This is a genomic window from Longispora sp. NPDC051575 (assembly GCF_040681875.1).
GTDB lineage: Bacteria > Actinomycetota > Actinomycetes > Mycobacteriales > Micromonosporaceae > Longispora.
This window is the reverse complement of the sequence record NZ_JBFAZP010000007.1, coordinates 587464-611931: the sequence shown is the minus strand read 5'-3', so window position 1 is coordinate 611931 and position 24468 is coordinate 587464. Positions and strand designations below refer to the sequence as shown.

The 24468-nt window shown below is 69.5% G+C and carries 25 protein-coding genes and 1 pseudogene; 10 read left to right on the top strand and 16 right to left on the bottom strand.

Features of this window, described 5'->3' with window-relative positions; all coding sequences use genetic code 11:
• Nucleotides 1-283: 283 nt before the first annotated feature.
• From AB0M43_RS23765 to AB0M43_RS23690, 16 genes are all read right to left on the bottom strand, one after another.
• Complete coding sequence (locus tag AB0M43_RS23765; RefSeq protein ID WP_363727938.1) at nt 284-826, bottom strand: TnsA-like heteromeric transposase endonuclease subunit; 543 nt, start codon at nt 824-826, stop codon at nt 284-286.
• Between the two features lie 317 nt (nt 827-1143).
• Nucleotides 1144-1704 (bottom strand): hypothetical protein, encoded by a 561-nt coding sequence (locus AB0M43_RS23760; protein WP_363727937.1) that lies wholly within the window; start codon nt 1702-1704, stop codon nt 1144-1146.
• A gap of 205 nt (nt 1705-1909) precedes the next feature.
• Entirely contained in the window at nt 1910-3721 is a 1812-nt protein-coding gene (gene asnB, locus AB0M43_RS23755) for an asparagine synthase (glutamine-hydrolyzing) (protein ID WP_363727936.1), read from the bottom strand.
• A gap of 64 nt (nt 3722-3785) precedes the next feature.
• Nucleotides 3786-4922 (bottom strand): M23 family metallopeptidase, encoded by a 1137-nt coding sequence (locus AB0M43_RS23750; protein ID WP_363727935.1) that lies wholly within the window; start codon nt 4920-4922, stop codon nt 3786-3788.
• Nucleotides 4919-5419: a hypothetical protein gene (locus tag AB0M43_RS23745; RefSeq protein ID WP_363727934.1), complete on the bottom strand. Its 501-nt coding sequence runs from the start codon at nt 5417-5419 to the stop codon at nt 4919-4921. The genes AB0M43_RS23750 and AB0M43_RS23745 overlap by 4 nt, the downstream gene beginning before the upstream one ends.
• Nucleotides 5416-5781 (bottom strand): hypothetical protein, encoded by a 366-nt coding sequence (locus tag AB0M43_RS23740; RefSeq protein WP_363727933.1) that lies wholly within the window; start codon nt 5779-5781, stop codon nt 5416-5418. Before AB0M43_RS23740 ends, AB0M43_RS23745 begins: the two co-directional genes overlap by 4 nt.
• Nucleotides 5778-6455, bottom strand: coding sequence for a hypothetical protein (locus AB0M43_RS23735; RefSeq protein ID WP_363727932.1), 678 nt, complete (start codon nt 6453-6455; stop codon nt 5778-5780). The genes AB0M43_RS23740 and AB0M43_RS23735 overlap by 4 nt, the downstream gene beginning before the upstream one ends.
• Nucleotides 6456-6457: 2 nt before the next feature.
• Nucleotides 6458-8305 (bottom strand): TraM recognition domain-containing protein, encoded by a 1848-nt coding sequence (locus tag AB0M43_RS23730; RefSeq protein ID WP_363727931.1) that lies wholly within the window; start codon nt 8303-8305, stop codon nt 6458-6460.
• The gene (locus AB0M43_RS23725) at nt 8302-9900 is read right to left on the bottom strand and encodes a hypothetical protein (RefSeq protein ID WP_363727930.1); all 1599 of its coding nucleotides are present in this window, start codon (nt 9898-9900) and stop codon (nt 8302-8304) included. The genes AB0M43_RS23730 and AB0M43_RS23725 overlap by 4 nt, the downstream gene beginning before the upstream one ends.
• A complete protein-coding gene (locus tag AB0M43_RS23720; protein WP_363727929.1) occupies nt 9897-11396 on the bottom strand; it encodes an SCO6880 family protein in 1500 nt (499 codons plus the stop codon). The genes AB0M43_RS23725 and AB0M43_RS23720 overlap by 4 nt, the downstream gene beginning before the upstream one ends.
• Nucleotides 11397-11412: 16 nt before the next feature.
• The gene (locus AB0M43_RS23715) at nt 11413-13392 is read right to left on the bottom strand and encodes a hypothetical protein (RefSeq protein ID WP_363727928.1); all 1980 of its coding nucleotides are present in this window, start codon (nt 13390-13392) and stop codon (nt 11413-11415) included.
• Nucleotides 13393-13418: 26 nt separating this feature from the next.
• Nucleotides 13419-14123: a hypothetical protein gene (locus tag AB0M43_RS23710; RefSeq protein ID WP_363727927.1), complete on the bottom strand. Its 705-nt coding sequence runs from the start codon at nt 14121-14123 to the stop codon at nt 13419-13421.
• A 9-nt stretch (nt 14124-14132) separates the two neighbouring features.
• The gene (locus AB0M43_RS23705) at nt 14133-14480 is read right to left on the bottom strand and encodes a hypothetical protein (protein WP_363727926.1); all 348 of its coding nucleotides are present in this window, start codon (nt 14478-14480) and stop codon (nt 14133-14135) included.
• Nucleotides 14477-15601, bottom strand: a complete 1125-nt coding sequence (locus tag AB0M43_RS23700) for a 2-keto-3-deoxygluconate permease (RefSeq protein WP_363727925.1) — start codon at nt 15599-15601, stop codon at nt 14477-14479. The genes AB0M43_RS23705 and AB0M43_RS23700 overlap by 4 nt, the downstream gene beginning before the upstream one ends.
• Nucleotides 15544-16530 (bottom strand): hypothetical protein, encoded by a 987-nt coding sequence (locus tag AB0M43_RS23695; RefSeq protein WP_363727924.1) that lies wholly within the window; start codon nt 16528-16530, stop codon nt 15544-15546. Before AB0M43_RS23695 ends, AB0M43_RS23700 begins: the two co-directional genes overlap by 58 nt.
• A 585-nt stretch (nt 16531-17115) precedes the next feature.
• Nucleotides 17116-17967: a hypothetical protein gene (locus AB0M43_RS23690; protein ID WP_363727923.1), complete on the bottom strand. Its 852-nt coding sequence runs from the start codon at nt 17965-17967 to the stop codon at nt 17116-17118.
• Between the two features lie 580 nt (nt 17968-18547).
• Between AB0M43_RS23690 and AB0M43_RS23685 the strand changes: the two genes are divergently transcribed.
• The 10 genes and pseudogenes from AB0M43_RS23685 to AB0M43_RS23640 form a co-directional block, all read left to right on the top strand.
• The gene (locus tag AB0M43_RS23685; protein WP_363727922.1) at nt 18548-18721 is read left to right on the top strand and encodes a helix-turn-helix domain-containing protein; all 174 of its coding nucleotides are present in this window, start codon (nt 18548-18550) and stop codon (nt 18719-18721) included.
• A gap of 18 nt (nt 18722-18739) precedes the next feature.
• Nucleotides 18740-18904: a helix-turn-helix domain-containing protein gene (locus AB0M43_RS23680; RefSeq protein WP_363727921.1), complete on the top strand. Its 165-nt coding sequence runs from the start codon at nt 18740-18742 to the stop codon at nt 18902-18904.
• Between the two features lie 166 nt (nt 18905-19070).
• A complete protein-coding gene (locus AB0M43_RS23675) occupies nt 19071-19346 on the top strand; it encodes a hypothetical protein (RefSeq protein WP_363727920.1) in 276 nt (91 codons plus the stop codon).
• Nucleotides 19343-19603, top strand: a complete 261-nt coding sequence (locus AB0M43_RS23670; RefSeq protein WP_363727919.1) for a hypothetical protein — start codon at nt 19343-19345, stop codon at nt 19601-19603. Before AB0M43_RS23675 ends, AB0M43_RS23670 begins: the two co-directional genes overlap by 4 nt.
• An 88-nt stretch (nt 19604-19691) precedes the next feature.
• Nucleotides 19692-20417, top strand: coding sequence for a hypothetical protein (locus AB0M43_RS23665; RefSeq protein ID WP_363727918.1), 726 nt, complete (start codon nt 19692-19694; stop codon nt 20415-20417).
• A 3-nt stretch (nt 20418-20420) separates the two neighbouring features.
• Nucleotides 20421-21257, top strand: a complete 837-nt coding sequence (locus AB0M43_RS23660; protein WP_363727917.1) for a hypothetical protein — start codon at nt 20421-20423, stop codon at nt 21255-21257.
• Between the two features lie 61 nt (nt 21258-21318).
• A complete protein-coding gene (locus AB0M43_RS23655) occupies nt 21319-22254 on the top strand; it encodes a hypothetical protein (protein ID WP_363727916.1) in 936 nt (311 codons plus the stop codon).
• Complete coding sequence (locus tag AB0M43_RS23650; RefSeq protein ID WP_363727915.1) at nt 22251-22907, top strand: ATP-binding protein; 657 nt, start codon at nt 22251-22253, stop codon at nt 22905-22907. Before AB0M43_RS23655 ends, AB0M43_RS23650 begins: the two co-directional genes overlap by 4 nt.
• 454 nt (nt 22908-23361) lie before the next feature.
• Nucleotides 23362-23571 (top strand): hypothetical protein, encoded by a 210-nt coding sequence (locus tag AB0M43_RS23645; RefSeq protein WP_363727914.1) that lies wholly within the window; start codon nt 23362-23364, stop codon nt 23569-23571.
• A 36-nt stretch (nt 23572-23607) separates the two neighbouring features.
• Nucleotides 23608-24069, top strand: a pseudogene (locus tag AB0M43_RS23640) (protease pro-enzyme activation domain-containing protein); the annotation flags it as partial.
• Nucleotides 24070-24468: the final 399 nt, after the last annotated feature.

Here is a 24468-nt window from a genome sequence, read left to right as displayed (position 1 = left end):
CATCCACTGTCGGCGACAACGATGGGCGCCCCGCCGAAGATCTCCCGAGCTGGCGGTCCCACACCTTGAGGTGGACCAGACGATGATCTCCACAAAGCCCGGGCCAACGATCAACTAATGAAAAGGATCAATGCATGAAAAACTTCTTCTTGTAACGATCTCTATGCTATGAAACGCTTTACAATACCAAACCGCACATTAGATGTCCGGCGGACTATTTCCCAAGGGTGCTGCTGTTCGTCGCCCCTTGGCTGTCGGTTTCCGAGCCAATCACTTCGGGATGTCAATCGATCTTTGGGGAGGATTCCTCATGAAGTCCAAGGCGCGCGCGAGCGCCGAACACGCTGATCTGGTCAGAGCATGGAATGAGACGAAGCGTGACTATCCGCGGGACGCGCTGCACAGCCTCCCGTGCCCAGGCCAGGGTGAACGCCACCACCAAATCCGTCAGGCGGGCCAAGGGCTTGACGTCCACCACCCGCGGAACCGCATCGCCCAACAGCACCAGATCGGGCACATGCCTGCACAGGCAGCCCTTTATGACGGTCTGGAGTAGGAACGGCTGCGCGGCGATCCACGACACGGTCGGGTCGAAGTCAGCGAACTGCATCCGCGCCAACTCCAGCCGCGACTCATACGCCAGATGACCCGACGTCGTTGACGACCAGTACACACCCGAGAGGTGCCGCTGACCTGCGTACCAGCGAAACGAACGCCACGGCGCCGCACACAACAGCTCGGCGGGGGCAAGCTGATGCCACGGCACGGGGCCGTCCGCCGAGCCGTCCTCGGCCCGCACCGAAACCCACACCGCATCGACGGCCACACGCCACCTCCGCCCCACTGCCCAACGACACAGAAGAGTGAAAGATGCGGTTACGTCGATACACGCCGAGCACGGTCAACCATCCGAGTCGGCCGGCGGCTCGTCACGCAGGCGGCGGGCTGAGCCGGATGTCGATGTCCCACCTCGGCCCCAGCAGCGACGCACCCCGCACCCGCCGGCCCTCGAACTTCTCCGACTGAAGGTCCGCGACCCGCCCTCCCTCCAAGTCATCGAGAAAGCCCGGACCGCAGCACTCCGCCGGCACGCGAACCCACTCCCCGACGCGTGATCGAGCCTCAGCAACCACGTCCGAAAGATCAAGAACCCACGACACCGCCCGCACCTCCTCCAGCTCTGCCAGGCACGTCGTGACGCGGCCGGGACCGCGTCACGACCAGGAACACCACCAGCCCGCCCACGATCACCGACACGCACACGCCCAGCAACCTCCACGCCACCAGCGGCTCCGTCCAGGAGACCTCAACCACCAGACCGCACCGCGCCCCCGCGCCGCACGGCACGCTGTGCACCTGCATCAGAAACGCGCCCTTCTCCACACAGGTCTCCGAACCACAGTTCCGCGCCCGCCACCCCTGCTCCGCAGCCAGCGACACCACCTCGGGAACCGCCCCCGGATCCGTGCGCGAACTCCACCGCCAGGCCAGACTCCGATGCCGCCAATCCGTCGCGTCTGCCTTCTCCAGCGACGCAGGCCCCCAGTCCCGTGGCGCATCGAGACCGCCGAACTCGGCCACGGCCTGAGCCCTCAGATCTTCGCTTCGCACCCACCGCGGATACGCGATCGAACCCGACACCGCCAGCACAAGTAGAACGATCGCCAGCGCGACCGCCCTAAGACCACTCCGATTCACAGACATGACAGCTCCTTTGACAGATCAACACGGACCATCCGTGCCGAGAAATTGATCCAAGACCGCCACCGCGCAGATGGCGCGGAATCAGGGCTCCCAGGTCGGCGACAGGCGAGCCGTCGCCAGGCCGCACGATGTCCGAATCCCGCGTTGCTCAGACAGTGCTCATCTGAACTGGGAATTGATCGCGAAAGCTGGGAACCTACAGCGCTCACGGCAGCTTCACCGACCGCTGCCGCAGCCACATCCCGCACTCGACCACGAAACTCGCGTGGAGCGTGCTGGTCCAATCTCCAAGATCGTCTTCTGTCCGGTCCAGGAGCCACGTCACCGTGTCCGGGTCCAGGAACGTCCACACCGGCGAGGACGTGTCGGCGACCAGCTCTCGGGCCGCCCGCCACAGGTACGCCCTGTACGGCGCGTTCTGCGCGACGGGAAAGCCGGACTTGCGCCTCCAGGCGACCGACTCCGGCAGCAGGTCCTTCACCGCCCGACGCAGGATTCCTTTCTCCTGGCCGCCCTGCCGGCGCCACGCCCACGGGACCGACCCCGCGTACTCGACCAGCCTCACGTCCGTGAATGGCACCCTGGCCTCGACGCCCACAGACATCGCCATCCTGTCCTTGCGGCGCAGCAGGAACTGGAGGTAGTACAGGTCGGTCAGAGCGTGGCGGCGGCGCAGGTCCCGGTCCCGGCCCCGCTCGCCTGGCAGGTATCGCACCTCTTCCAGTGCCTCCCGGTACCGGCGCTGCCGGTACTCGGCCGGGCGCACGACCTCCGCAACGTCCGCCCGCAGCAGGTAGTCCATTGGCCTGTACGACGTCCCGACCCACGGGAACGTGTCGGCGTCATCGTCCGGGCCGGGGTTGTGCCAGTGGTAGCCCCCGAACAGTTCGTCGGCCGCCTCACCGGACAAGACGACCGGGGTGTGCGGGGCGAGGTGGCGGAACAGGAGCATCAACGGGGTGTTGATCGGCCCGTACCCCGGCACGTCCATCGCCGTCACGGTGGCTTCGTGGTTGGCGATCAGCTCGTCCTGCGTCACGTACACGGTCGTGTGCCGGGAGCCGACGTGCTCGCCCACCAGCTTCGCGTACGGGGTGTCGGAGCCCAGGTGAAGCGCCGAGGAGGCGTAGTCCCCGCCGTCGGCGTAGTCCACCGCCCACGTCGCCAGGTCGTCCACGGCCGCCATCGCGGTGATCGCGCTGGAGTCCAGGCCGCCCGACAGCAGGGCGCCCACCGGACGGTCGGCGGTGCGCTGGAGGTCCACCGCCTCCTCCAGCAAACCCCTGACCGTGTCCACGGTCGTGGTCAGGTCATCGGTGTGCGGGCGCGGAGCCCACGACCAGTACTGCACGACCCGCGTGGTGCGGCCGGTGGCGACCACCATCGTCCCCGGGGCCACCTCCTCCAGTCCCCGGTACACGCAGTGCCCGGGGCTCGTGTTCGGGGCCAGGGCGATCAGCTCGGCGAGGCCGTCGACGTCCACGGCCGTCTCCACCCGCGGATGCGCCAGGACCGCTTTGGCCTCGGAACCGAAAACGGTCCCGCCGTCACCGGTCCGCGCGTACACCAGCGGCTTGACGCCCAGGTGGTCACGTACCAAGTACAAGCTCCGGACCGCTTCATCCCACACGGCGACGGCGAACATCCCCCGGAACCGGGCAGGGGCCTCAATGCCCCACTCCACCCACGCCCGCAGCACCACCTCCGTGTCCGAGCGAGTCCGGAACCGGTGCCCCCGTGCCTGGAGTTCGCGGCGCAGGTCGTGGTGGTTGTAGATCTCGCCGCTGAACGTCAGCGCGAGCAGCCCGCCGTCGCGGCCGGTGGTCGTCATCGGCTGCGCGCCGCCGGACAGATCCAGCACCGCCAAACGCGTGTGACCCAGCGCGATCTCGTCGCCCACGAGCACGTCGTGGGCGTCCGGCCCGCGCGGCAGTAGGGTGCTGGTCATCTCGTGGATGACCTGAGGTTCGAGAGTCGGACTGATCGCCCAGCTCGTGTAGCCAGTAATGCCGCACATCGCTGTACTCCTTAGATATAGGGGCTGTCCGCGCGCGACTGGACCAGCCGCGCGTCCGCGCACGTCACGACAGGGCCACACCCCGGGCGCGGAGGAACGGGACCGGGTCGGTCGCGTTGCTGTTGTTGAGGTCGCAACCACCGGAGGGTTCAGCGGCGCACGTCACGCCGGTATGGATCTCGAAGTGAAGGTGTGGGCCCGACGAGTTCCCCGAGGTTCCGGACGCGCCGATGACCTGCCCGACCGTGACGGCCTGGCCTACGGTCACGTCGGGTTTGCGGATCAGGTGGCAGTACCGGGTGGCTACGTTGTCGGCGTGCTTGATCTCCACGAACCATCCGCAGCCGCGCATCGTGGTGCTGCCGTCGATATCGCAGTTGCCGGTGTCGCGGTCGCAAGCTGCGAACACCACCGTCCCGCTGGAGGCTGCGCGGACTGCCAGGTTCTTCTTGGCCTCCAGGTCGATGCCCGCGTGCAGGACCCCGTCTCGGGGCCCGAACGGGCTGTTGAGCTGGATCGGCGGGGACAGGGGGGTCGTCCAGCCGCCGGCCACGACCGGCGGGACTCCACAGTCGGTCAGGCTCGCCCCGGGCAGTTGCTCAATCGAGGTCACCCCGGACAGCGCCGCGACCAGCTCCCCAGCCGGCCCCTCCCACCGTGCGTAGGCGTCGGGGAACGCGGAGCCCTGCACGCGCTGCGCGGCGACGGTGACCGGTAGGTTCTCCCAGCCCTCGATGCGCAGCAGCGCGTCGTAGAACTTCGCCGCCGCGATGGCCGGGGTCATCAGCTCCGGGACCGTGCCCCAAGACCCCGCGCCGGCGGGCGGCAGCGGTCTCTGCTGGAACAGGCCGACCGAGTCGTGGTCGGATCCCACGCCCTCATTTGGCAGCTTCAACGACTCCGGAACGTTGGAGTTGGCGAGGTTGCGCAGGGTGCTCTCCTGCATCGCCACCGCCAGCGCCACCACCCAGCCACGCGGCGGGACATGCTTGTTCCGGCCGGTGACGACGATGATCGCGGCGTTGGTGACCTGCTTGGTGTTCCAGTCCCCGATAGGCCCGAGGCCCCCGGTCGGCACGGGCCCCGGGGACAACGCGTCCCCGCCACAGGCCCGCGCGATCGGCGGATCCAGCACGACGGTGAGCAGACCGCATGTGAACGCCGCCACCAGGGCGAACGCGAGGAGCCAGCGGGCCTTCACGGGGTGCTCCGGATCAGGGACGCGACCTGCCACAGGTCGCCGTCGCGGATCACGGTGACGCGCATGGGCCCGACGTCCGTCGGCACGTCGAACACGCACACCAAGCTGGTGGAGGACACGGTGACCGGCGGGCCGGTGACCGTCCGGGCCGGTACCCGCGCCGGGGTCACCGTCACCAGCAGCGCCCCGTAGGCCGGGATCGCCAGCGGGCGCACCCCGGCCAGCCACTGTTCGGCCGGGAGGTCCGGCCGCGCCCAGGCACGCACATAGGCGTCGGCCACCGCGACCGCGCGCGGCGCCGGGGGCGCCGCGACGCCCTTGTCCTGCGTGTTGTCCAGCGGCGGGCCGGGCGCAGGCGTCGGCTGTGCCGGCGCGGTGGTCGGCGAGCGGTCCGGAGTGGGCGACGGGCGGGTGCGCGCGGGCCGATGGGGGGCCGCGCACCCGGCCAGGAGCAGCGCGACGACGGCGAGCCGCAGGGCGCGGCGAACGGGGGTCATAGCTGTGGCTCGCTCGGGTCGGGGCCCGGGTCGTCCGGTCCCGGGTCGTCGTCTGGCTCCGGGTCCGGCGGCGTCTGCTCAGGTTCGGGCTCGGCGGGTTCTTCTTCCGGTTCGCGGTCGAAGTCGCCGTCGACGACGCCGTCGGGGTACATGTCGTCGTCGGCCTCGGTCTGGCGCTCATAGGCCGTGCGCGCGTCGGCCTCGGCTTCCAGGTCCGGGGTCTCCAGGGTCTCCGGCGGTGCTGGTGGCTCGTCCCACAGCGCCCGGACCCGCCGGTAGATGCCCTGCGCGTCCTTGATGTTCTGCCGAAGGGCGGGGATGAGCGTCGCCCAGTCGTTCTCGCTGGTGATCGGCGCGGTCATGACGGATCACCACCCAGGGCGGGTTCCGGTGCCGGTTCGTCGGTGGAATCCCGGTGCGGGTAGCGGTTCACGTTCTCGCGTGCGACCGCCAGGGTGTCGGCCAGGGAGGTGTCCGGCCAGGAGATGACGGTGTCGGGATCGGCGTGCCTGCCGGTGAGGCAGCGGGTCGGACGGACCCAGATCTCCCACCGGGCGCGGGCGCGGGCGAAGCTCTCGTGCCAGCGCAACGGGGCACTGAGATCGGCGTCGTCGGCGTGCGCTCCGTGCCAGGCCAGGGCGAGCGCGCCCAACTCGTCCACCAGCGCGGGGTGTCGCGCCCAGCACGCGGGTAGCTGTTCCTGGAGGAAGTACCGATCGACCAGCCAGGCGGCATACCCGATGGTCATGCCCCACAGGTCATCGGCCTCATCGCGGTCGAGGTACGGCCACCGCAGCCCCGCCGGACTCATCGGCGCTGACGGGCCGGTGTTGTCCTTCTTCTTGTTCGTCTTCTTGTGCGCGGCGACCTGCTGGTGCAGGGATTCGACTTTGCTGGTCAGGGCATCGAGGACCTGCGTGTGCTCGGCGAGGGCGTCGACCATCAGGCGCGAGAACTCCAGACGCAGCGCCTCGGTGTCCACCGCCGGTTCCGGCAGGTCGAACAGCGGGTCCATGTCCATGTCGGCGTCGGTCATCGCTACCACCCCCCGGCGATCAGGTCGCGGAACTGTTTCTCCGACTGGCGCAGCGCTAGGGCGTCCTCGCGCTCGAACCAGGCCGGGGTGATGACCTCCACGGGGGCGAGGTTCCCCGCGATGACCAGCGCCCGCCCGTACGGCAGGGCGTGGAGCTCGGCCAGGTCGATCAGGTCCTCGCGGCGCACCTGCGCGCTGTGGCTGGTGCGCCCTGAGCCCCAGGACGTGCCGTGCTCGGCCTCGCGAATCTTGCCTGCGAGGGATTGGAAGTCCCTCAGCGCTTTGACGTCGGTGCCGCCGCCCAGCAACACGTGGACGTTGCCTGCCAGCACAAGCGCCGGGCCCTTGTACTGGCCGAAGCGGTCGAGGAGCTGGAAGTCGTTCTGCGCGATGATCGAGGTACCCAGGCCCGAGCCTCCGCCCTCCGACATGAGCGAAGCCGCTGAGGGCAACGGGGCGATGTTCGCGATCTCATCGAGCAGCAGGACCAAGTTGGGGTCGCACTTACCGCCGACCGCGACGAAGGCTTTCTGCGTTGCCCGCCACGCGATGTCTTCGATCATGGCGGTGAGCAGCGGCGCGACGCTGGCCTGCGAGCTTCGGTCGCCGACCATGTAGATGGTGCCGGACTCGGCCAGCCACGCCAGCGGGTCCAGTTCCTGCCCCCTGACCGGGGAGCAGGCGTCCAACACCCGGGGGTCGGAGAAGCAGTCCAAAGCTTGACGGACGACCACCTCGACGTTGTCGACGGTCCGACTGGTCGACAGGCGGTGGCTGGTCAGGTCCTCAGCCCAGTCGCTGGCCCCGTGGGCGTGCAGGATCCGCTCCGGGCGCCGTTCCCTACGGTTGCGGCCCCATGCGGCGACGTCGGTCATCGTCGCGGTGCCATCAAGTGCAGCGGCGTGCAGCAGCGCGCGCAGGACGCCAGCGGCGGCGTCGGTGAAGAACTGGCCGTTTTCCACGTTGCCGCCGGACAGGCCGGCGGCGGCGGCGAAGCCGTTGGCGCGCAGGATCGCCGCCAGCCGGTTCTCCGCGCCCCAGATCGGGGACCAGCGCAACCGGGGAACGCCAGGGAGCGTGCCTTGTGGCTCGAAAATGTAGGTCGGCCCGACCGCGTTGCGGGCGGCCCAGGTGGGTGGGACGACGTCCAGGCGGGTGCTGGTCGTGATCAGCGCACCCCTGGTGTCGAGGATCCGCGGAATGACCAGCTGCGTCGTCTTACCCGACTGCGGAGGTGCCCTCACGACTTCGGCCCAGTTCAACGGCGCGTACAACGTCTCCCCGGATTGGGCGTCGACGCCCAGGCAGCGCGACATCTCCAACGGGTCAGCAGCCCGTCGCTGCTTGTCGGCGATCTCGTCCACGGTGTCGCGGTCGGTGACGGTCAGCGCCGGGCGCAGCACCGGGGCCCGGTCACACATCGCCTGTGCCGACAATCGGCGCAGGTCGCGGCGGGTGGCGAACCCGCGCCGCCGCCCGAACCGGCGGACGAGACGGGCTACGAGGGCGAGGAGACCGAACACCGCGCCGCCGAGCAGGAGCAGCCACAGGCCGTAGACCACGGCCGCGCCGGGAACATCTGCGCGAGCCCGGGCGGGCCAGGCCGCGCCCGGGTGCCCGGCGTGCCCGAGGAGACGGACCGCGATCCCCGGGGCGTCGCCCGGGGTGGAGTCCGGCCAGGTGAGGCCGGTGACCAGGCCGCCGATCTGTCCGGCGAGCCACAGCGTCCACACCGCGATCGGGGTCACGATCACCAGCGCGGCGAACACCACGCCCCGGACCAGCAGGTCCACGCGGGCAACGCCGCGGCGGGGAACCGAACGGGTCGGGCTCATCAGGCTGTCGCTCACTGTGTCCTCCGGGCGAGTCCCGTGGCGGCCGTCTCCAGCCGCTCGTCGTAGTCGGCGTCGGTCAGCTCCAGCTCCGGGCGCGCTTCCATCTGGGAGTCGGTGTGCACCATCGCGATCTCGTCGGTGGACAGCTGGTGCTTGACGACGTAGGAGCGGGTGCCGATCCGCCACAACCCGGTTCCCTGCCGCAGCCGGGGCAGGAGGCGCAGTTCGGTGTCGGAGCCGCCGATGTACTCGGCGGTGTCGGCGACGCTGCCGACGGCCTGGCGGTAGGCGACGCGGATGCCGGTGTCCTCGATCAGGCCCCGGGCGATGCGGACCTCCTCGGACCCGGCGGCGCCGGCGGCGAGCATGTCCGACCAGCGGTGAAACGCCGCGAGGTTGCCGATGCCGAGCAGGCGGGCGAGTTTCCACTGCTCGCGCAGGCGGCGGATGAGGTGCAGGTACCGGGCGAGGAGCGCGAACTCGTCGTAAATACAGAGCCGCGACCCGGCTCCGGGGTCGGACAGGACCGCTTCCATCCAGCTCTGCGCGCAGGTGACGGCCATCGCGGTCATCGCGTCGGAGCTCCGGATGGCGCGCAGGTCAAGCACCGTGCCGGCGGCTTGGAAGTCCAGCCCGATCGTCCCGGCGGTGCCGGCGGGGGCGTCGAAGACATGCCCCAGTACCCCGGAGATCAGGCGTTCCAGTGCCAGGCGCACTCGGCGGGACTCCACCACGAAGTCCGCGAGGGGATAGTCGAGAGCGGCGAGGCGGTGCGCCCAGGCGGCGGTGTCTCCCATCGCGGCCAGCACTCCGCTGAGGGTGGGCGTTTCCATCCGCTCGACGCTCGTGCCGTCCCCGGTGCGGGTCGCCGCGTCCAGGGCGTACTCCAGCAGCGACCGCTCAGCCTCGGTCAGCTTCTCGCCGATCTGGATCTCCAGCACGCCTTCCAGGAGCAGGAGCCGGCGACTGCGTTGAAGATGCAGCCACTGGTCGGCGGCCAGACCCGCGACCCTGTGAATTCCGGCAAGGGGGTTGAGGACCGTGCCGAGCCCAGGTCCGACACGGACCGGGGTCACGTCGGTCGCGGCGGCCAGACTCTCGTACTCGCCCTTCACATCGACGCAGGAATACCGGGTGCCGAAGACCGTGCTGCGGTAGGCGATCGTCTTGAGGAGCGCGGATTTCCCGGTGCCGATCTCGCCGACGATCGCCATGTTCGGGCTGGTGACGAGCTTGCGGCGGTAGAGCTCGTGGATGTCGAACGTGAACGCGGCCCGACTGAAGACGTCGACGCCGATGTACGCGCCATCGGCCGGCAGCGGCGGTTCCTCGACCGCCTGGTAGGCCGCAGAACACAACACAGCCGACGTCGCTACCAGCGGAGGCAGGCGCATCAGGTGCCCGACTCGGCCGGCGGCCCGGCCGAAGCCGCCCCGCCGATCGACAGGGGCGGGTTCGGTGAGGCGCCGCAGGTCCCGGTCGATCCGGGCACGCTCGGCGTTCACCGTGCGTTCGGCGTGGTCGAGGTCGCGGCGGCTGGTCTCCTCACGGATCGCCGCCCCCAGCGTGCCGGGCCCCGGAGCCGGCTTGATCTTCTTAGACCGGCTCATGTCAGCGGCCCCCGCATCCTGGCCAGGCCCCGGGCCAGCGGCAGGCCACCGGCGAAGAACGCCTGGTCCGGTTCGCCGTTGAGCACGACCCCGGCGCAGCCGGCGCGCACAAGACGTCGCTGTTCGGCCAGAACCGCACGGTCGAGGGCGTCGTCGGTCAGCGCGGTGACGGTGATCAGCAGCGCGTACCGATACCGGGTGTGGCCGGCGGCCTGTTCGCGGTCGATCTGCTCGACGCTGTGCCCCTCGGCGACCTCGCGGGCGGTGCGTAGCAGCCGCATCTTCCGCTTGGTCAGCTCGTCGCCAGCCTTGGCGACCCGTTCCCGGCGCGATTGCAGCGCGGCCAGGGCGGCGGGCACCGGTTGGGCGGTCAGGCTGATGGTGCGGCGGTGACCGCTGGGGGTCAGCAGCGGTGACAGCCACGTCATCCCGACAGGGGTCCGGGGCATCTCGTGCACCCACAAGGTGCGGGAGCGCCCGGAGTCGTGCACGTAGGTTCCCCAGCCGACGGTCTCGGCGGCGGTCGGGCCGGCGGCGGCGGGCTGTACGCCGTCGAGGCCCCCACCGGCCGCGCGCAGGTCCACCGACGGCTGCGAGGCCGGGTCCCACTGGGTGCGCAGCACCGCCGCGTACCCGCGCGGCGTCAGCCACTCGACCACGTCCACCCCAGCCTCGCGCACGGCCGAGGCGATCCCGGCCAACTGCTCGGCGATGACCACACCGACCGCGGCGTCCCCGCCCCCGGCGGAAGCGATCTCGCGGCTGAGCCGGCGCACATCGAACACGACAACCAGGTAGTGCTCGGCGCGCTGCGCGGTGCGCGCTCCGGCCGCCGTCAGCGCGGCCAGGGAGCGGTAGGCGCGGCTGGTGGTGTCGGTGGCCCGCTCGATGAGGTGGCGCTGCGCGCGGCTGCCGGCGTCCGGGACGGTGCGAGACCACATGGCCCAGTGGGTCAGGCCGTGTTCGGCGTACTCGCCGCCCAACGTGTTGAGCAGGCCCGCCCAGTCGGTGAGGCGGCGCTGTTGGTCGCCGGTGTCGGCCAGGACCAGGCTGTGCCCGGTGTAGGTGAGCACGGCCGTGACCGTGTGTTCGGCCCGGTGGTGCAGCAGCCCGAGTTCGGTCGTGCCGTTCAGGGTCGTCGCCGGAAGCCACACGTAGCCGGCGAGCGGGCCCGGCATATCGAGGTGTTCACCCGGGTGCGCGCTGAAGATCGCGCCCCGGTAGCGGTCCTGGCGGGTGGCTCGTTGACGGAGCGCGCCGATGACGATCGGCAGCCACTCGGTCGCCCGGCGGCCCCGGATCCGCAGCAGGCCGGCGGTGATCGCGGCGATGCCGCCCGCGAGCGCCCCACCTGCCTCCGGCAGGTGCCCGGCGATGGCGAGGTTGAGCGCTGCGAGCGCGCCGGCCAGACCAGCGGTGGACATGAGCAACTGCCCGAGGGTGAACCCGAGTAGAGCGCCGCGTGTGGAACGCGGCGGAAATTGGAACTTGACCACTACTTCCCCCGTTTCCTTAGACGACCGGCGGAATTTCGCTGGCCGCAGCTTCGGCGTCGCCGCTGCCCTTGCCCCCGGAGTCGCCGCCGGAGTCGGGGCCTTCGGTAGGATTCGGCATGTGTGGAGACGCGGACTCATCGCCGCCAGCGCCGGTTTCCGGGATGAGCGGTAGCGATCCGTTCTCGCCGGTGGAGTCACCCGGCGTGGTGAGCTCTCCGTTCTCGACGTTCTTCTGCGCGGACTCAGTGCCCTCCTTGAGCCCGTCGGCCTCCCCGGCGTTCTGTCCGTCCTCTTGCGTTCCTCCGCCTGGATCCCCGGCACCTTCGGGATCGGCGGGCTTGCCCACCTGGTCGCCGGTGGCGTCGTGGTCGGCTGCCTCAGCCGCCTGCTTGCCGGGCTTGTCGTCGCCGCCTTCGCCGTCGCCGTCGCCGTCGGGCACAATCTCCCCGTCGATGACCTTGCTCGGGTCGGTCGGATTCGTGGGGATGTCGTCGCCACTGGCCAACTGGTCGGACGCTTCGTCGCCGCTGCCGCTGGTGGAGTCACCGCTTGCGCTGTCGGTGTCGGACTTGTTGAACAGGCCCGTGGTCTTGTCGAGCATCGAGCCGATACCGGTGGCCTGCCCTCCGGCGGCCAATAGCGCACGGCCGTTCGGGTCGGCCAGATAGCCGTCCCAGATGCTGGTGATCCGCAGGAGGATCCAGGGGCAGGCCACCATCAGCCACAGCAGCAGGAGCATCTGCATGGCGGTGATAAAGGAGTCGGTGCTCTGGAGCTCGCGGCTGCCGTAGATCCACAGCGCGGCGATGAAGAACTTACTGCTGGCCAACGCATTGACGGCCCAGAACCAGCGGCGGGTCCAACTCCGAGTCTCGGACATGATCTGCCCGCCGAACGCCACTGACCCGAAAAGGGCGGTCACCGACAGCAGCGGGCTGCGGAACATCATCACGATGAACAGCACGACAAGCGCGACCAGCGCCGCCGAGCCGATGAGCAGCGCGACGATCAGCGTGCCCGCGCCGTCGGTGAGGTCGTTGAGCGCCGTAATCCACGCGCCCGGGTCCCACGGCGTATTCTCGTTGGCTTCGATCAGTGTGGTGGTCGCCGAATCCCACATCGCCGTGATCGTCCACGCGATTCCTCCCGCGAACCCCACCCCGAGGACCGCACGGATCAGACCGCCGATCGTGGCCAGCGGTCCGGGCCCGTTCAGCCGCATCCCCGAGATGATCGTGGCGACCAGGAAGTACACGAAGATGAACAGGATGATCGAGCCCGCGACCAGGTTGTAGGTGGTGTAGAACCCGTCGTCGGGGTTCCATGTGGTCGTGGTGAACACCCAGTCGGCGAGCCTGCCCAGCAGCCAGGTCACGGCGCCGACCACGGCTTGGACCAGGCCCTTGATCCCCGCGCCGATCCCGTCGGCGAGCGCGTCCGTCACGGCCTTTTTCACCTGGCACGGAACGTTGGCGATGCCGCATTCCTCAGGCAGCGTGCTCGCCAGTTGCGATACCCGCGACTCCAGGTAGCCCTTGTAGCTCATGCACGCGGCTTTGCGGTTCACAAGCCGGCGCGTCTCGTCCGTCGGCAGGGTCGGGGAGTTCAGCAGCACGTCCCAGAAGTTGCAGTCGACCTTTCCGTTGCCGCCGAGGACCGACCGCGCCTGTTTCGCTGGATCAGCGTCGAGGTGCTGTGTCACCGCCAGGCACATCACCCGCGCGTCCGGGCTCGTGGCCCGGTTGCAGGTCACAGTCCGATCGGCGTTGTTGTCCGCCCAGGTGACGCACCAGATGAACTCGGCGTGCATCGGGTCGATCGGCACCCCTTTGCAGTCCGCCGGCACGCTGGCTGTCGGGGACGGTGAAGGCGTCGGCGAAGGGGAAGACGTCGGGGCCGTAGTCGGGGTTGGCGTGGGTCCGGGAGTCGGCGCGGCCTGCGTCGCCACGGCCAGCGACAACAGGGTGGCCATGGTCAGCGCGACGGTGACGGCCACCCAGACGAGAGTGCGCGGGTGTCTGGTCATGGCAGGGGCGTCCCCGGTACCCAGGCGGCCGGGCCCACCAGGTCGACGGGCATCGCGGCGGCGGTCCCCGCAGGATCGATGACAATTGGCGCTGCCACCCCGAGGGCGTAGGACACGATCTGCCAGGAGCCCTCCGACCAGCGCAACCCCAGAGTGCTGACGGTGAACCCACCCGCCAGGCCCGCGACCGGCGGATTCACCCCGGTACCACGCGGGCCGATCGCGGCCAGGGCATAGACCTTCGCGGTGACATGCGTGCCGTCTGCGACAGGTTGCCGACTGCGGCCCTGGCTGGTGGTGACCAGCAGTGGCGCGGCGATCGTGAGGTTGGGGTTTCCGACCGTGAGCGGATCGGGCATCAGCTGGTCGATCAGCGAGGGGGCGGCGATCCGCACGAGCCGGGACCGGACCTCGTCGCGGCTCAGCCCCTTCCAGGCGGCGCGTGCCGACTCGAACGCCGCGGCAGCCTCACCGGCACCCTGCGCGGTGCCCGGGAAGCCGACCGGCACCCCCTTGTCGAAACGCGGCCCCGACTCGGCCGGATCTGTAGTTCCGGCGGGTGTGGGGGTGGTCGCCGTAGACGGAATGGCTGGAGCGGTCCAGCGGCCGGCGAGGAACACCAGCGCACCGATGCACAACACGATGAAGGCGAGCAGGAACGGGCGCGCCACAGAACGGTCGCGTGTGGACTTGTAAGCCATCACCGGCTCCTACTGCTTCAGCAGGAACTGGATGAGGGCCGCGCCACCGCCAGCGACGAGGGCGATGAGCATGGCCTTCCACATCATGCTTTTGCCCCTGTCCGACAACATGTGTGCCCCGAAGATCGGCCCGGACCCGAAAGCGATCGCACCGCCGAGCAGCGTGACGATAGAGGCCACAATGGTCAGGAAAAGAACGCCGTTGATGATTCCGTAGAAAAGTTCGTTATTCGGAACTTTCGACGGATCGGGGTGGACCTTGTTCCAGTCGAATCCGGTCGGTTCTGGACTGGGCGGCGCGTATGCGCGGAGCTGGACGGCGTGCGCGCCGATCCATGCGGCGAGGTGGTGGGTCATGACATTCCCCCCGTGCGGTTTTGGATGGTCAGGACGGCCACCGCGTGGTTCAGGCCCGGGTCGCTCGTCTGGCCGTCGTCGGGCACGGACGGGACGGCCTGCGGGCCGTCAGCCGGATCGGCGAGGTCGGGCGGGTTCGCGCGGCGAGCCGCGGCGGTGACGAGCAGCGCGGCGAGCGCGGTGCTGATCAGGGCGGCGGTCGCGGCCTGCGCGGTCGCGGTGGACAGGTAGGGGCGCCAAGCCGGGTCCCCGGCGGCGAGGATCTGAGGCAGGGCTGCGGAGTTGGCGGCCACGGCCGCCGCGGACCAGCCGACGACGGCCGAGCGGCGCAGGACCTTGTGCCAGGCCAAGGCGACCAGGCCGCCGGAGATCAGGCCGATGATCGCCGCCAGCGCGAGGCCGGCGGGCGCCTGGTGGACGAGCGCGGCGATGGGGATGCCCCACCCGAGGCTGAACGCGAGCGCCGGCAGGAGCGGGCCGAGCAGTCCCCGCAGCGGTTCGCGGGAACCCGGCAGCACCGCGCCCAGGGCGACGCCGACAATCAGCGGCAGCACGGAATCCACCAGCAGCCGCCAGCTCACGGCGCCGCCGGTCCCCTGCCACACAGCCACAACCAGCAGCGGGGCGACCGGGCTGGAGCTGATCGCGGAAGCCAGGCACCCGGCCGCCGCGTCCTCGCGCGTGCCGTACCGGTGGGCGGTGTGCGCCCACATCGCATACGACGACGACAAGGCCACGGCCAGCAGTGTCAGAAGGGGAATCCCGACAACGCCCTCTCGGCCGAACCGCCAGGCCACGGCCAGGAGTAGAAGGGCCGGGACGAGGGTCGTGCCGAACAGGACCACCCCGGCGCGGCCTGCCAGCGCGGGAATCCCGGCGGGGCGGACTTGCGCGCCGACGGCGATGAGCAGAACCGCGATGCACGGCAAGGCGCAGCGGGTCAGCGCGTCGGTCACGGGCCCGAACGCCCCGCGCGTCCCGGCGAGCGCCGACAGGCTCGCACCGGCCAGCATCGGCAGAAGGATCACCGCACCGGGCAGTCGGGTGATCCGCGCCAGGGCGATCACGACGGGCCTACGTCCGCTGGTGCCCAGATGGGCGGGGCCAGGTTCGTCGGGCACCGCTCGATCACGGAGGCCGCGACCGCGACGAGCGCGGCGACGGTCTGACGGCGCAGGGCGCGCACCTCGACCGAGACGGGCTTGGCCAGTGCCGGGTCGTAGGGCACCCGGTGAACGTCGGCGGCGACCTGGCGCAGCTGGCGCTGCACCGCCGTGACATCACGGCTCGGGCGTGGCACGGTGCCCATCACCACGACGATCGCGGCAGCGGCGACCTGGCCGTAGCCGTCGGCGCGCAACAGGTGCAACAGCCGCAGCGTGTGACGCAGGGAGTCAGGAGTCGAGCGGGCGACCAGTACCGGTGCGACCGCCGAGCGCAGCGCCTCGATGGACCAGACGGCGTCAGCTTCGGGCAGGTCAAGCAGCGTGAGGGCGTACTGGCTGCGGGCGCGGGCCACGACCGGGGCCAGCTCATCGGCCGTCGGGGGCCTACGGCCGCCGGTGCCGGGCTCTCCGATGATGACCCGCAGGTCCCCGGCGGTGCGCTGCGCGAGGTGGTCAAGGTCGGCGTCGGGGTTGAGGTCGCCGATCTGGTCGGCGGCGTCGCGGACCGTGGCTTCGACACTGGTCACGACACGCTCGGCCAGCCCGCCCCAGCGGCGCAGGCTCGCGTCGATGGCGACCAGCGGGTGTGGGGAAGCCGCCGCCAGAACTTCGCCGAGAGCGGCGGTGAGCGTGGAGCGCCCGGACCCGCCGTCGGCCCCGGACACAGCGACCAGCGCACCGTGCGGATGCAGCCCGGCGGCGCTCATCCACAGACTGGAGACCCCGGCGATCCGCCGGAACTCCCGTCCCACCGGGCGCACCGCCACCGGTTCGGTCGCGGTGTGTGCGAAGGGGCCGGATGATTCGGGCAGGCCGGTGACGCCGGGCGCGGCGGTAGCGGAGCGCGGCGTACCGGCCTGCTGCGGTGACCGGGCCGTGCTCATCGGATCCCGCCTGTCCGCTGACGGGGTGGCAGCGGCTGAACCGTGTCGGAACGGGGATGCGTGGAGGACGATCCCGACCAGCGCGGTTTCGGTGGGCGTGGATGGCGACGAGGTGGCTTGATCACCTAACCCACGGTGGTCACAGAGCCGGTCATCCGACAGGCGTCCGCTCGGGTCCCGCCGGGTCCAAGGACGCCCCTACCAGCAGAAACAGGCAGCGCCGTCCCGGGCCGCCTGCCGGAGATGCCTGGCCCGATTGTCACCGACTGCGCAGCATGCCGGTGCCGGGACGACCGGCGGGAGTTTGTTCAGTTGTGCGGTGGACTCTGTTCGGTGCGCGGACGGGGGCAACATCGCCCCCGCATGAAGGGGTGATCAGCGCGCCTTGCTGAACCGAGGGTCCCGATCGACTGCTGCCCCCGCTGGCGAGGAGCGTCGAGGACGCGGTGGGTCCGTAAACGACGGCGCCCGGCCGGACCGGATTACCCGACAGGGCGGTCCTGGTCCGACCGGGTCTGGTCGAGGTGGAATTTCACACCGAGCGCGCCTTTCAGTAGGGGGCGCAAGCGCGTCTCAGCTCTGGTGTCACAGCGTCGGGCTGGTCCGCGCCTTCAGCTCGGTGGGGGCGGTGCCCACCGGCTGGAGCATGAAGATCTGCCGCTCCCAGGCGCCCGGCGGGGTGAGCGTGGATAGCCGCATCTCGTGGTTGCCAGTCCTGCCGCGGATCCACAGCGGCTGCTCGTGCAGGTACGCGACGGGCTGCATCCGGCCGATGAGGTGGGTGTGCCACAGCCGGTCGAACAGATCGTCGGCGGCGACGACCTCGGCGATGAGCGCCAGCAGATCCTGATCATCGGCGACCATCGCGACACTCATCCTCAGGAACGCGATCCACGCCGGGGCCCAGGTGTCCTCCCAGTCAAGGAACTGCTCCCGCGATGCGGGGTTCAGCATCGCCCACCGGGCCAGATTGCCGGCGGACTCCACGCCCGGAAGCCATACCGTGGCCGCCTTGTTGGTGGCAAGAATCCGCCCAGACGGAGTGAGTACCCACGCCGGCCACCGCATCGCGGAGATGCAGCGCCGCAGGCTGTCCTCCTGCGTGGCGGTCGCCGGATGGCGTCCGGGAGCGGAATGTCCACGTGCGCACCAATGCAGGTAGTAGTACTCCGAATCGGTCATTCTCATCGCCTCGGCGGTGCGCAGCAGCAGGGCCGGGTCGTAGTCGATATCCGCGCCGCGTTCCAACTGCTGATACCACCGCACACTGCATCCGATCGCGGCGACGATGTCGTTCTGGCTGAGGTGCTCCTTGGGCGCACGATCCCAACCCTCGATGTCCGCCGACGTCATCGCCTCCCGACGTCCGCGCACGAGCCAGGACAGCTCTCGCCGCCGGTCACCCGGCGGCCTCGGATCGCTCGAATAGTTGCTCATTGCACTTCCCCCATGTCCCAACAACCCCGGAGGGTGAGCTGAGAGTGTAGTGGCAACGATCACTCCCTGCCGACCCCTTTTTGGCTGGTCACAGCCATCTGACCGGCGATTTCCATCACTCGTAACGTCGCACGCGACCAGATGGCCAGGGGCTCAAGTGACCTAGCTCGACGCCTTCACATCGGCTGAACGGGCCATTTGCTCATCGTCCTTTAGGATGAATTTTGAGACTAGTGGTGCAACCCTAAGGGTGCACAAGGCGGGCCTCCGGACCACTGTGGAGCCACGAAGTCGCTCCCGTCATTGCAAGCACCCTTCTAGGGCTTGAATCGACCGGCCACCAGCAATGACAAACGTGCGCACACCCCTGTGAGCAGGCCGTTTCCAGTAAACGAACTCGCCGCCTATCGATGCCGAGCAATGTTTAAGATCATCGATAATCCCGAGTCGTGCACTCCCGGTCCGTGCGTAGACAACTACACGACCCCTCGGCAGGGTTTTCCACAGATCGCGTCATCCCGGCGCGGTTCGCCGCCCGCGACATTCGCAGGTGGACGGAAACCATCCAACGGGGGTTGAGATGTACACCGAAACGGATGTTGCCGACAAACTGAGCATACGGCCGGAGACTGTGCACCATCTGGTGCGCAGCGGAAGGCTCGACGCCACCTTCGGGGCTGACGGCTATTTGATACCGCCTGAAGCTCTCGACCGGTTCTGTGCGGCCCTGGCGACGCCCACGACGCCGCACTGACCCAGGGCGGGAGCCTCGATGTTCACAGTCCGAGAAGTTGCACTCCGGCTCCGCGTGAGCAAGGCGGCGGTGTATCACCTGATCCACAGTCACCGGCTACACGCGGTCCGCGTCGGCAACGCGCGGAACAGCCCCTGGCGCATCTCCGCCGAGTCGCTCAACTCGTTCTGCAAGGACGACTGAGCGACCCGGCGCAGCCGCGTCCTCGCGCTTGGTCCCAATGCACCAGCGCGTCCACCCGTTCCGCTGAGCTTCCTTCGCTCGCGTAGAACGCCCCACTTCCGCCACGTAACGCGTGACGGTCATCAGCGTGCCCTGACGCCACCAGGGCAGCCGTGGAGGTACATCCATGTCCCGTTCCATGCACGTCCTCGCCCTGCGCCGCCACCGAGCGTGCTCCAGCGCCGAACTGCGACCGACCATCCAATGCACCTCACGTGCGACGGCCCAGCTGTCCGGGTACTGCGCCCACGGGCACCGCACCTTCGTGGACGTGTGCGAGGCGCACGCCACGGACCTGCCGGATATGCCGATCACCTGCCGCGTCTGCGCGGAGACCGGCCGGGCGGAGCAGCCGCTGATCGTTGACCGGGTCACCGACCTCGGTGAGCAGGTCGCCGCATGAGCGCCCTCCCGCCCGGCTACTGCCCGGCTTGCCGGATCCCGGTGGTCTGGACCGAACTCGTGACCGGCGAACTCTGCGCGGTCAGCATCGCGGCACAGGCCGACGGTGATGTGACAGTGTGGCCGCGCTCCGGCCAGGTGCCCCGCGGCCGGATACTCGCAGGCGATGACCTCACTGAGGCCAGGAAGAACGCCGTCAGCTTGTACGGCCAGCACTATCCCACCTGCCCAGCCCGCCCGCCGCAGGTGCATTCGTGACGTTCATCGGAAGGGCGGTAGCCACCGGATCTGCCGTTTCGGCGGACTCAGCGCGTTCGGTTGAGGCGTTGGATCGCAGGAGCCGGCCGTGACCGGCGACGTGCTGTCCGCAGCCGAGGCCGCGCGACTTCGACAGTGCGAGCAGGTCATCGCCGCCGGCCTGGACACGTTCGTCGAGGTTGGGCAGGCCCTTGCCGTTGTCCGCGATCTGCGGCTTTACCGCTCAGAGCATCAATCATTCCGCGAGTACTGCCAGGAGCGCTGGAGACTGTCGCGCAGCTATGCCGACAGGCTGATCTCCGCCGCCGATGTGGTCGGGGTCCTGGCCGAGGTGACGCCATCTGGCACCGAGCCCGCCCCCGTGCCGGTCAGCGAGGCGCAGGCACGCCCCCTGGCCCGGCTGCTGCCATCGCCGGGTACCGATCCGGTTGCCCGTGAGGCTGGCAAGGAGAACGTCCGCCAGACCTGGACTCAAGCCGTGTCCACCGCCCCGCGCACCTCGTCTGGAGCCCCCAGGGTGACCGCCGAGCACGTCGCGGCCGTCATCGCGGAGCGCAGCCCGTCCGCGCTGGAGGACCGCGCCCCGCCGTCCCGCCGTCGCCGGCCACTCACCGACGAGTTCGCCGAAGGGGTGTTCGCCCACGGGCGCGCTGTCACTCGGCTGGCGCGGCTACTAGTCGATGACCGCTGGCCGTCCACCAAACCCCGGCTGCCCGCTGGTGTGGTCCGCGACCTGGCTCGCCAGCGCGACGAGATCACCACGATCCTCACCGATCTTTCCCACCCGGATCCCAACCCTCTTGAAAAGGACTGACACATGGCTCGCAATTCCGCCAACACGCCCCGCGTTCGCCTTGTCCGCCACGAGATCATCACCGTGACCCCTGAGGTGGCGGACACGTGGCTGGCGAACAACGGCCACAACCGCAACGTCCGTCAGGGCCGGGTCGATGCCTACGCCCGCGACATGGCCGCCGGGCAGTGGACGTTCAACGGCGACCCGATCAGGTTCGCCACCGACGGATGGCTGGCCGATGGCCAGCACCGCCTCCTGGCCCTGATCGCTGCGAACGTCACCCTCCCATTCCTGGTCATTTGGGGTTTGGAGGCCACCGCGCAGGACACCATGGACATCGGGGCGCACCGCAGCATGGGCGACTCGCTGGCGCTGTCGGGAGAAAGCAACGCCAACACACTGGCCGCCATCGCCCGGCGGGTCATCGCCTACGACCAGGGCCGGCGCAATGCCGGCGCCGTCGCTCCGACCCATCCGGAGATGGCCGCTTATCTGGCCCGCCACCCTGAACTGCGTCTGGCTGTCGACATGGCGATCCGTGCCCGCAAGGCCATACCGGCACCGCCGAGCTCCATCGCCGCGGCCTACCACATGTGCGCGCGGGTCGACGTCAAACGGGCTGACTTCTTCTTCGGCGACCAGGTGATCGACGGGCTCGGATTGGCACCCGGCGATCCGGCACGAGCACTGCGCACGCGGCTGTCTTCCGACTCACTGACCGGTCACCGCCTCGGCCCGGACGACGTGGTCCGGTACGCCATCGCCGCGTGGAATCACTTCCGCTCCGGACGCACGCTGACCCGTCTTCAGGCCCCCAAGGGTGGTTGGAGCAGGTCCACCAGCCCGTTGCCCCGGTAGGTCCGGCGACCGCGACCAGGACGACTGGAACGGAGGAAACCAGATGGCGCGGATGCGGACCGTGAAACCCGAATACTTCGCAGACGAGGACATTGCGGATCTGTCACGTGACGCGAGGCTGCTCTACATCGGACTTTGGGGATTGGCGGATGAGCACAGCCGGTTGCGTGGAGATCCCCGCTGGATCAAAGGGCAGATCTTCGCCTACGACGACGATCTCGGCCCCGGCGACGTCGGCCGGCTGATTGACGAGTTGGAGAAGCTGGAAAAGGCGATCCGGTACCACGTCGACGGCCGCACCTTCTTGTTCCTGCCGACTCTCGCGCGACACCAGAGGCTCGACACCGACAAGGTTCCCTCACGCCTGCCTGCGCTCAACCATTCCAACTTCGGGTCCGTGACGCCGACTTCCAGACCAACCCCGGCCAGGCCCGATCCAGCCGTCGGCGGGGTTGAGCCCAGCACGGACCAGATGAAGACGAAAGCGCGCCCCTCCGAGCCTGTCCCAACCCTGTCCGAGTCCGTCTCTGAGAAGTCCGAGAAATTCCCGGACGAGATCGAGAAGCGCACGACCAAGTCCGCGCCTATGCAGGTAGCAGGTGGCAAGGATCAGGGAGCAGGAAACATCGGTGCGCGCGCGGACTCGGGCACACCGCCGGACCGGATCGATGCCGAGGCCGAGGAGATCTGCCGCCAGCTTGCCGCCGGCATGGCCGCCAACGGCTGTCGGGTCAGCCCCACCGCCAGCCAGGGCTGGAGACGTGCCGCCAAAGCCATGCTCACCGACGACCACCGCGACCTTGACGAGGTACTGGGCGTCATTCGCTGGTCGATGGCCGACGGTTTCTGGCGCTCGCACGTTCTGTCGGTGCCCAAGCTCAGGCAGAAATTCGACCAGCTCAGGCTGGCCTCCCAGCGCGGAGATCCACGCGATGCGACCGCCTACCGGCCGTTCACCAACCCGCCGTCCGCCGCAGCCTATGAGGGGTCGATGTGACCAACTCCGAAGCAGAAGCCGTTCCAGCGTTTCGGTTCCCCGACCACGTCCAGGATCTTCTGGGCCGCGATCCCACCGCCTCCGAGCGCTTCGACGTCGGCGAGTTCCGCCGACAGCAGGCCCGGCAATACTGCGACACCAAGTTCCCGAAGATGTTCGTCCACGCCGCAGTAGACATCCCCGACGTGGCCCGATGGGTCGAGGGGTTCCGCTCCGGCGAACCGAGGTCATTGCTGCTTCTCGGGGTCACCGGAGCGGGAAAGACCCACGCGGCGTTCGGGGCGCTTCGGGCCGCAGTCACCCAGCCCGTCGCGGTGCGGTGGGAGGCGACGACTGCCGCCGACCTGTACGCCGACCTACGGCCCCGGTCCGGCACGGACTCCGAAGCCATTCTCGAACGCTATCGGCGGGCGGACCTCCTGCTGCTCGATGACCTCGGAGCGGCCCGGCCCACCGAATGGGTCGAGGAGATGACCTACCGGCTGCTCAACGACCGGTACGCAGAACAACGCCCAGTGATCATCACGACCAACCTGCCGCTCGTGGATTTCAAAGCGCGACTGGGTGACCGAATCACCAGCCGGCTCGCCGAGATGTGTACCCGGGTGGTGCTCACCGGCCCGGACCGCCGCCGCCAGAACCCCGCCCAATAGACCCCCGCTCACCACCAGGAGGACACCCGTGTCTGAAGAGTTCCCTCACCCCGGGACCGCCGCCTACGCCGGCCGCGTACTGGTACGCCGCCGCCTGGCGCTGCACTGGTCACAGCAACAGCTCATCCACCACATGCGACACCTGTCCGCCGACGAACTCCCGGCCGATGAGTCGCTTCGCAAGATGATCAGCAAGTGGGAGCACGGCGCCAAGTCGCCGAGCGGCTTCTACCGGGCGCTGCTGTGTGCCTCTCTCGGGCTCAAGGTCGGGGATCTGAGGCTGCCGCCGGTGACCGTCGCCTACCGGCCCTACCGCCCCGCTCCACGCCATCCACCGACCGGCGACGGGCCGCCGTCTGGGGCCGTACGCCCTCTTTCTCCAGGTAGCGGGCGGGCGGGACCCGTGGAGAGGCGGGCGGACCCGTACCCCCGTGCGGCCTGAATGGACAGGCTCATGCACGTGATCACCCCGGCGCGCAGCACGGCGCGTTCCAGTTCCCCGGCGTACGCCGCTTGGACGCAGGTGCTGTCGTCGGGGATCACCGGGGGGCCGGTCCCGCGCGCACGCCGCGCGGGACCGCGCGCCCAGGACCGCCTCCGCCGCCAGATCGCCCTGATCGTGGCCGTGCGCCGAGCCGAACTCGGCAAAGCACCCCGGGCCTGAGCGCCCACATCTTCCGCAAACAACCCTGGAGTTTTGATGCGCTCTCGAACACCTTTCCTGGCCACCGTCAGCGCCGCCACACTGGCGGCGCTGGCCGTAGCCGGAACCGCCATCGCGGGCCCAGCGGTCCCGCCAGCGGCGGCATCAGCACCGCTCACCGTGACTTTGACCCTCGCGGGCCAAGACGATGCCGGCCTGACCTCCTACGCCACCGCAATGACCACACCCGGCAGTCCCCTGTTCGGAAGACATCTCAGCCGTGACCAGGTCCGCCAGCGCTACGGCGCCGGAGCCGACCGGGTGGCCCGGGTATCGACCTGGGCCCGCTCCGCCGGGCTGACCGTCGGGCGGCTCGATGCCACCGGTACCCGCCTGCCGGTTACCGGCACGGCCCGAACTCTGGGCGCCGCGTTCGGCACCTCGGTCACGGCGACCCGTTCCGGGGCTGGGGTGCAGCTGCGAGCCACGGCAACCACACCGGCCAAGCCCACGACGGTCGCCGCCGACATCGTGGCAACCGGACTGACTGAGCAGGCCGCGCAGCCGATGCTCGCCCGTCCCGCCGCCGCAGCGCCCAAGGCCAGACGGCCGGCCGCCAGCCCGCACGCGACGGGCGACTACTGCACGACCTACTGGGGCGAGTGGGTCAGCTCCGCGCCGGCCAAGTACCCGGCGCCGGTCACATCCAACGCCAACTGCGGGTACACCGGCCCTCAGCTGCGCAGCCTCTACGGGCTCACCGCCTCCGACACCGGCAGCGGCCAGGTGGTCGTCATCGTCGGCGCGTTCGACGGAGGCGGTGCCCTAGCCGACGCGAACCGGGCGTTCAGCAAGAACGGCGTCACGCCTCTTCGCGCTGACCAGTTCGCCGTCAAGAGGTACGTCAACGGAGATGGC

Coding starts and splice junctions, on each gene's coding strand:
- AB0M43_RS23760 (WP_363727937.1), bottom strand. CDS start 1,704: ATGTCTGTGAATCGGAGTGGTCTTAGGGCGGTCGCGCTGGCGATCGTT.
- asnB (WP_363727936.1), bottom strand. CDS start 3,721: ATGTGCGGCATTACTGGCTACACGAGCTGGGCGATCAGTCCGACTCTC.
- AB0M43_RS23745 (WP_363727934.1), bottom strand. CDS start 5,419: ATGACCCCCGTTCGCCGCGCCCTGCGGCTCGCCGTCGTCGCGCTGCTC.
- AB0M43_RS23740 (WP_363727933.1), bottom strand. CDS start 5,781: ATGACCGCGCCGATCACCAGCGAGAACGACTGGGCGACGCTCATCCCC.
- AB0M43_RS23735 (WP_363727932.1), bottom strand. CDS start 6,455: ATGACCGACGCCGACATGGACATGGACCCGCTGTTCGACCTGCCGGAA.
- AB0M43_RS23725 (WP_363727930.1), bottom strand. CDS start 9,900: ATGAGCCGGTCTAAGAAGATCAAGCCGGCTCCGGGGCCCGGCACGCTG.
- AB0M43_RS23710 (WP_363727927.1), bottom strand. CDS start 14,123: ATGGCTTACAAGTCCACACGCGACCGTTCTGTGGCGCGCCCGTTCCTG.
- AB0M43_RS23705 (WP_363727926.1), bottom strand. CDS start 14,480: ATGACCCACCACCTCGCCGCATGGATCGGCGCGCACGCCGTCCAGCTC.
- AB0M43_RS23695 (WP_363727924.1), bottom strand. CDS start 16,530: ATGAGCACGGCCCGGTCACCGCAGCAGGCCGGTACGCCGCGCTCCGCT.
- AB0M43_RS23690 (WP_363727923.1), bottom strand. CDS start 17,967: ATGAGCAACTATTCGAGCGATCCGAGGCCGCCGGGTGACCGGCGGCGA.
- AB0M43_RS23685 (WP_363727922.1), top strand. CDS start 18,548: ATGTACACCGAAACGGATGTTGCCGACAAACTGAGCATACGGCCGGAG.
- AB0M43_RS23680 (WP_363727921.1), top strand. CDS start 18,740: ATGTTCACAGTCCGAGAAGTTGCACTCCGGCTCCGCGTGAGCAAGGCG.
- AB0M43_RS23675 (WP_363727920.1), top strand. CDS start 19,071: ATGTCCCGTTCCATGCACGTCCTCGCCCTGCGCCGCCACCGAGCGTGC.
- AB0M43_RS23670 (WP_363727919.1), top strand. CDS start 19,343: ATGAGCGCCCTCCCGCCCGGCTACTGCCCGGCTTGCCGGATCCCGGTG.
- AB0M43_RS23660 (WP_363727917.1), top strand. CDS start 20,421: ATGGCTCGCAATTCCGCCAACACGCCCCGCGTTCGCCTTGTCCGCCAC.
- AB0M43_RS23645 (WP_363727914.1), top strand. CDS start 23,362: ATGCACGTGATCACCCCGGCGCGCAGCACGGCGCGTTCCAGTTCCCCG.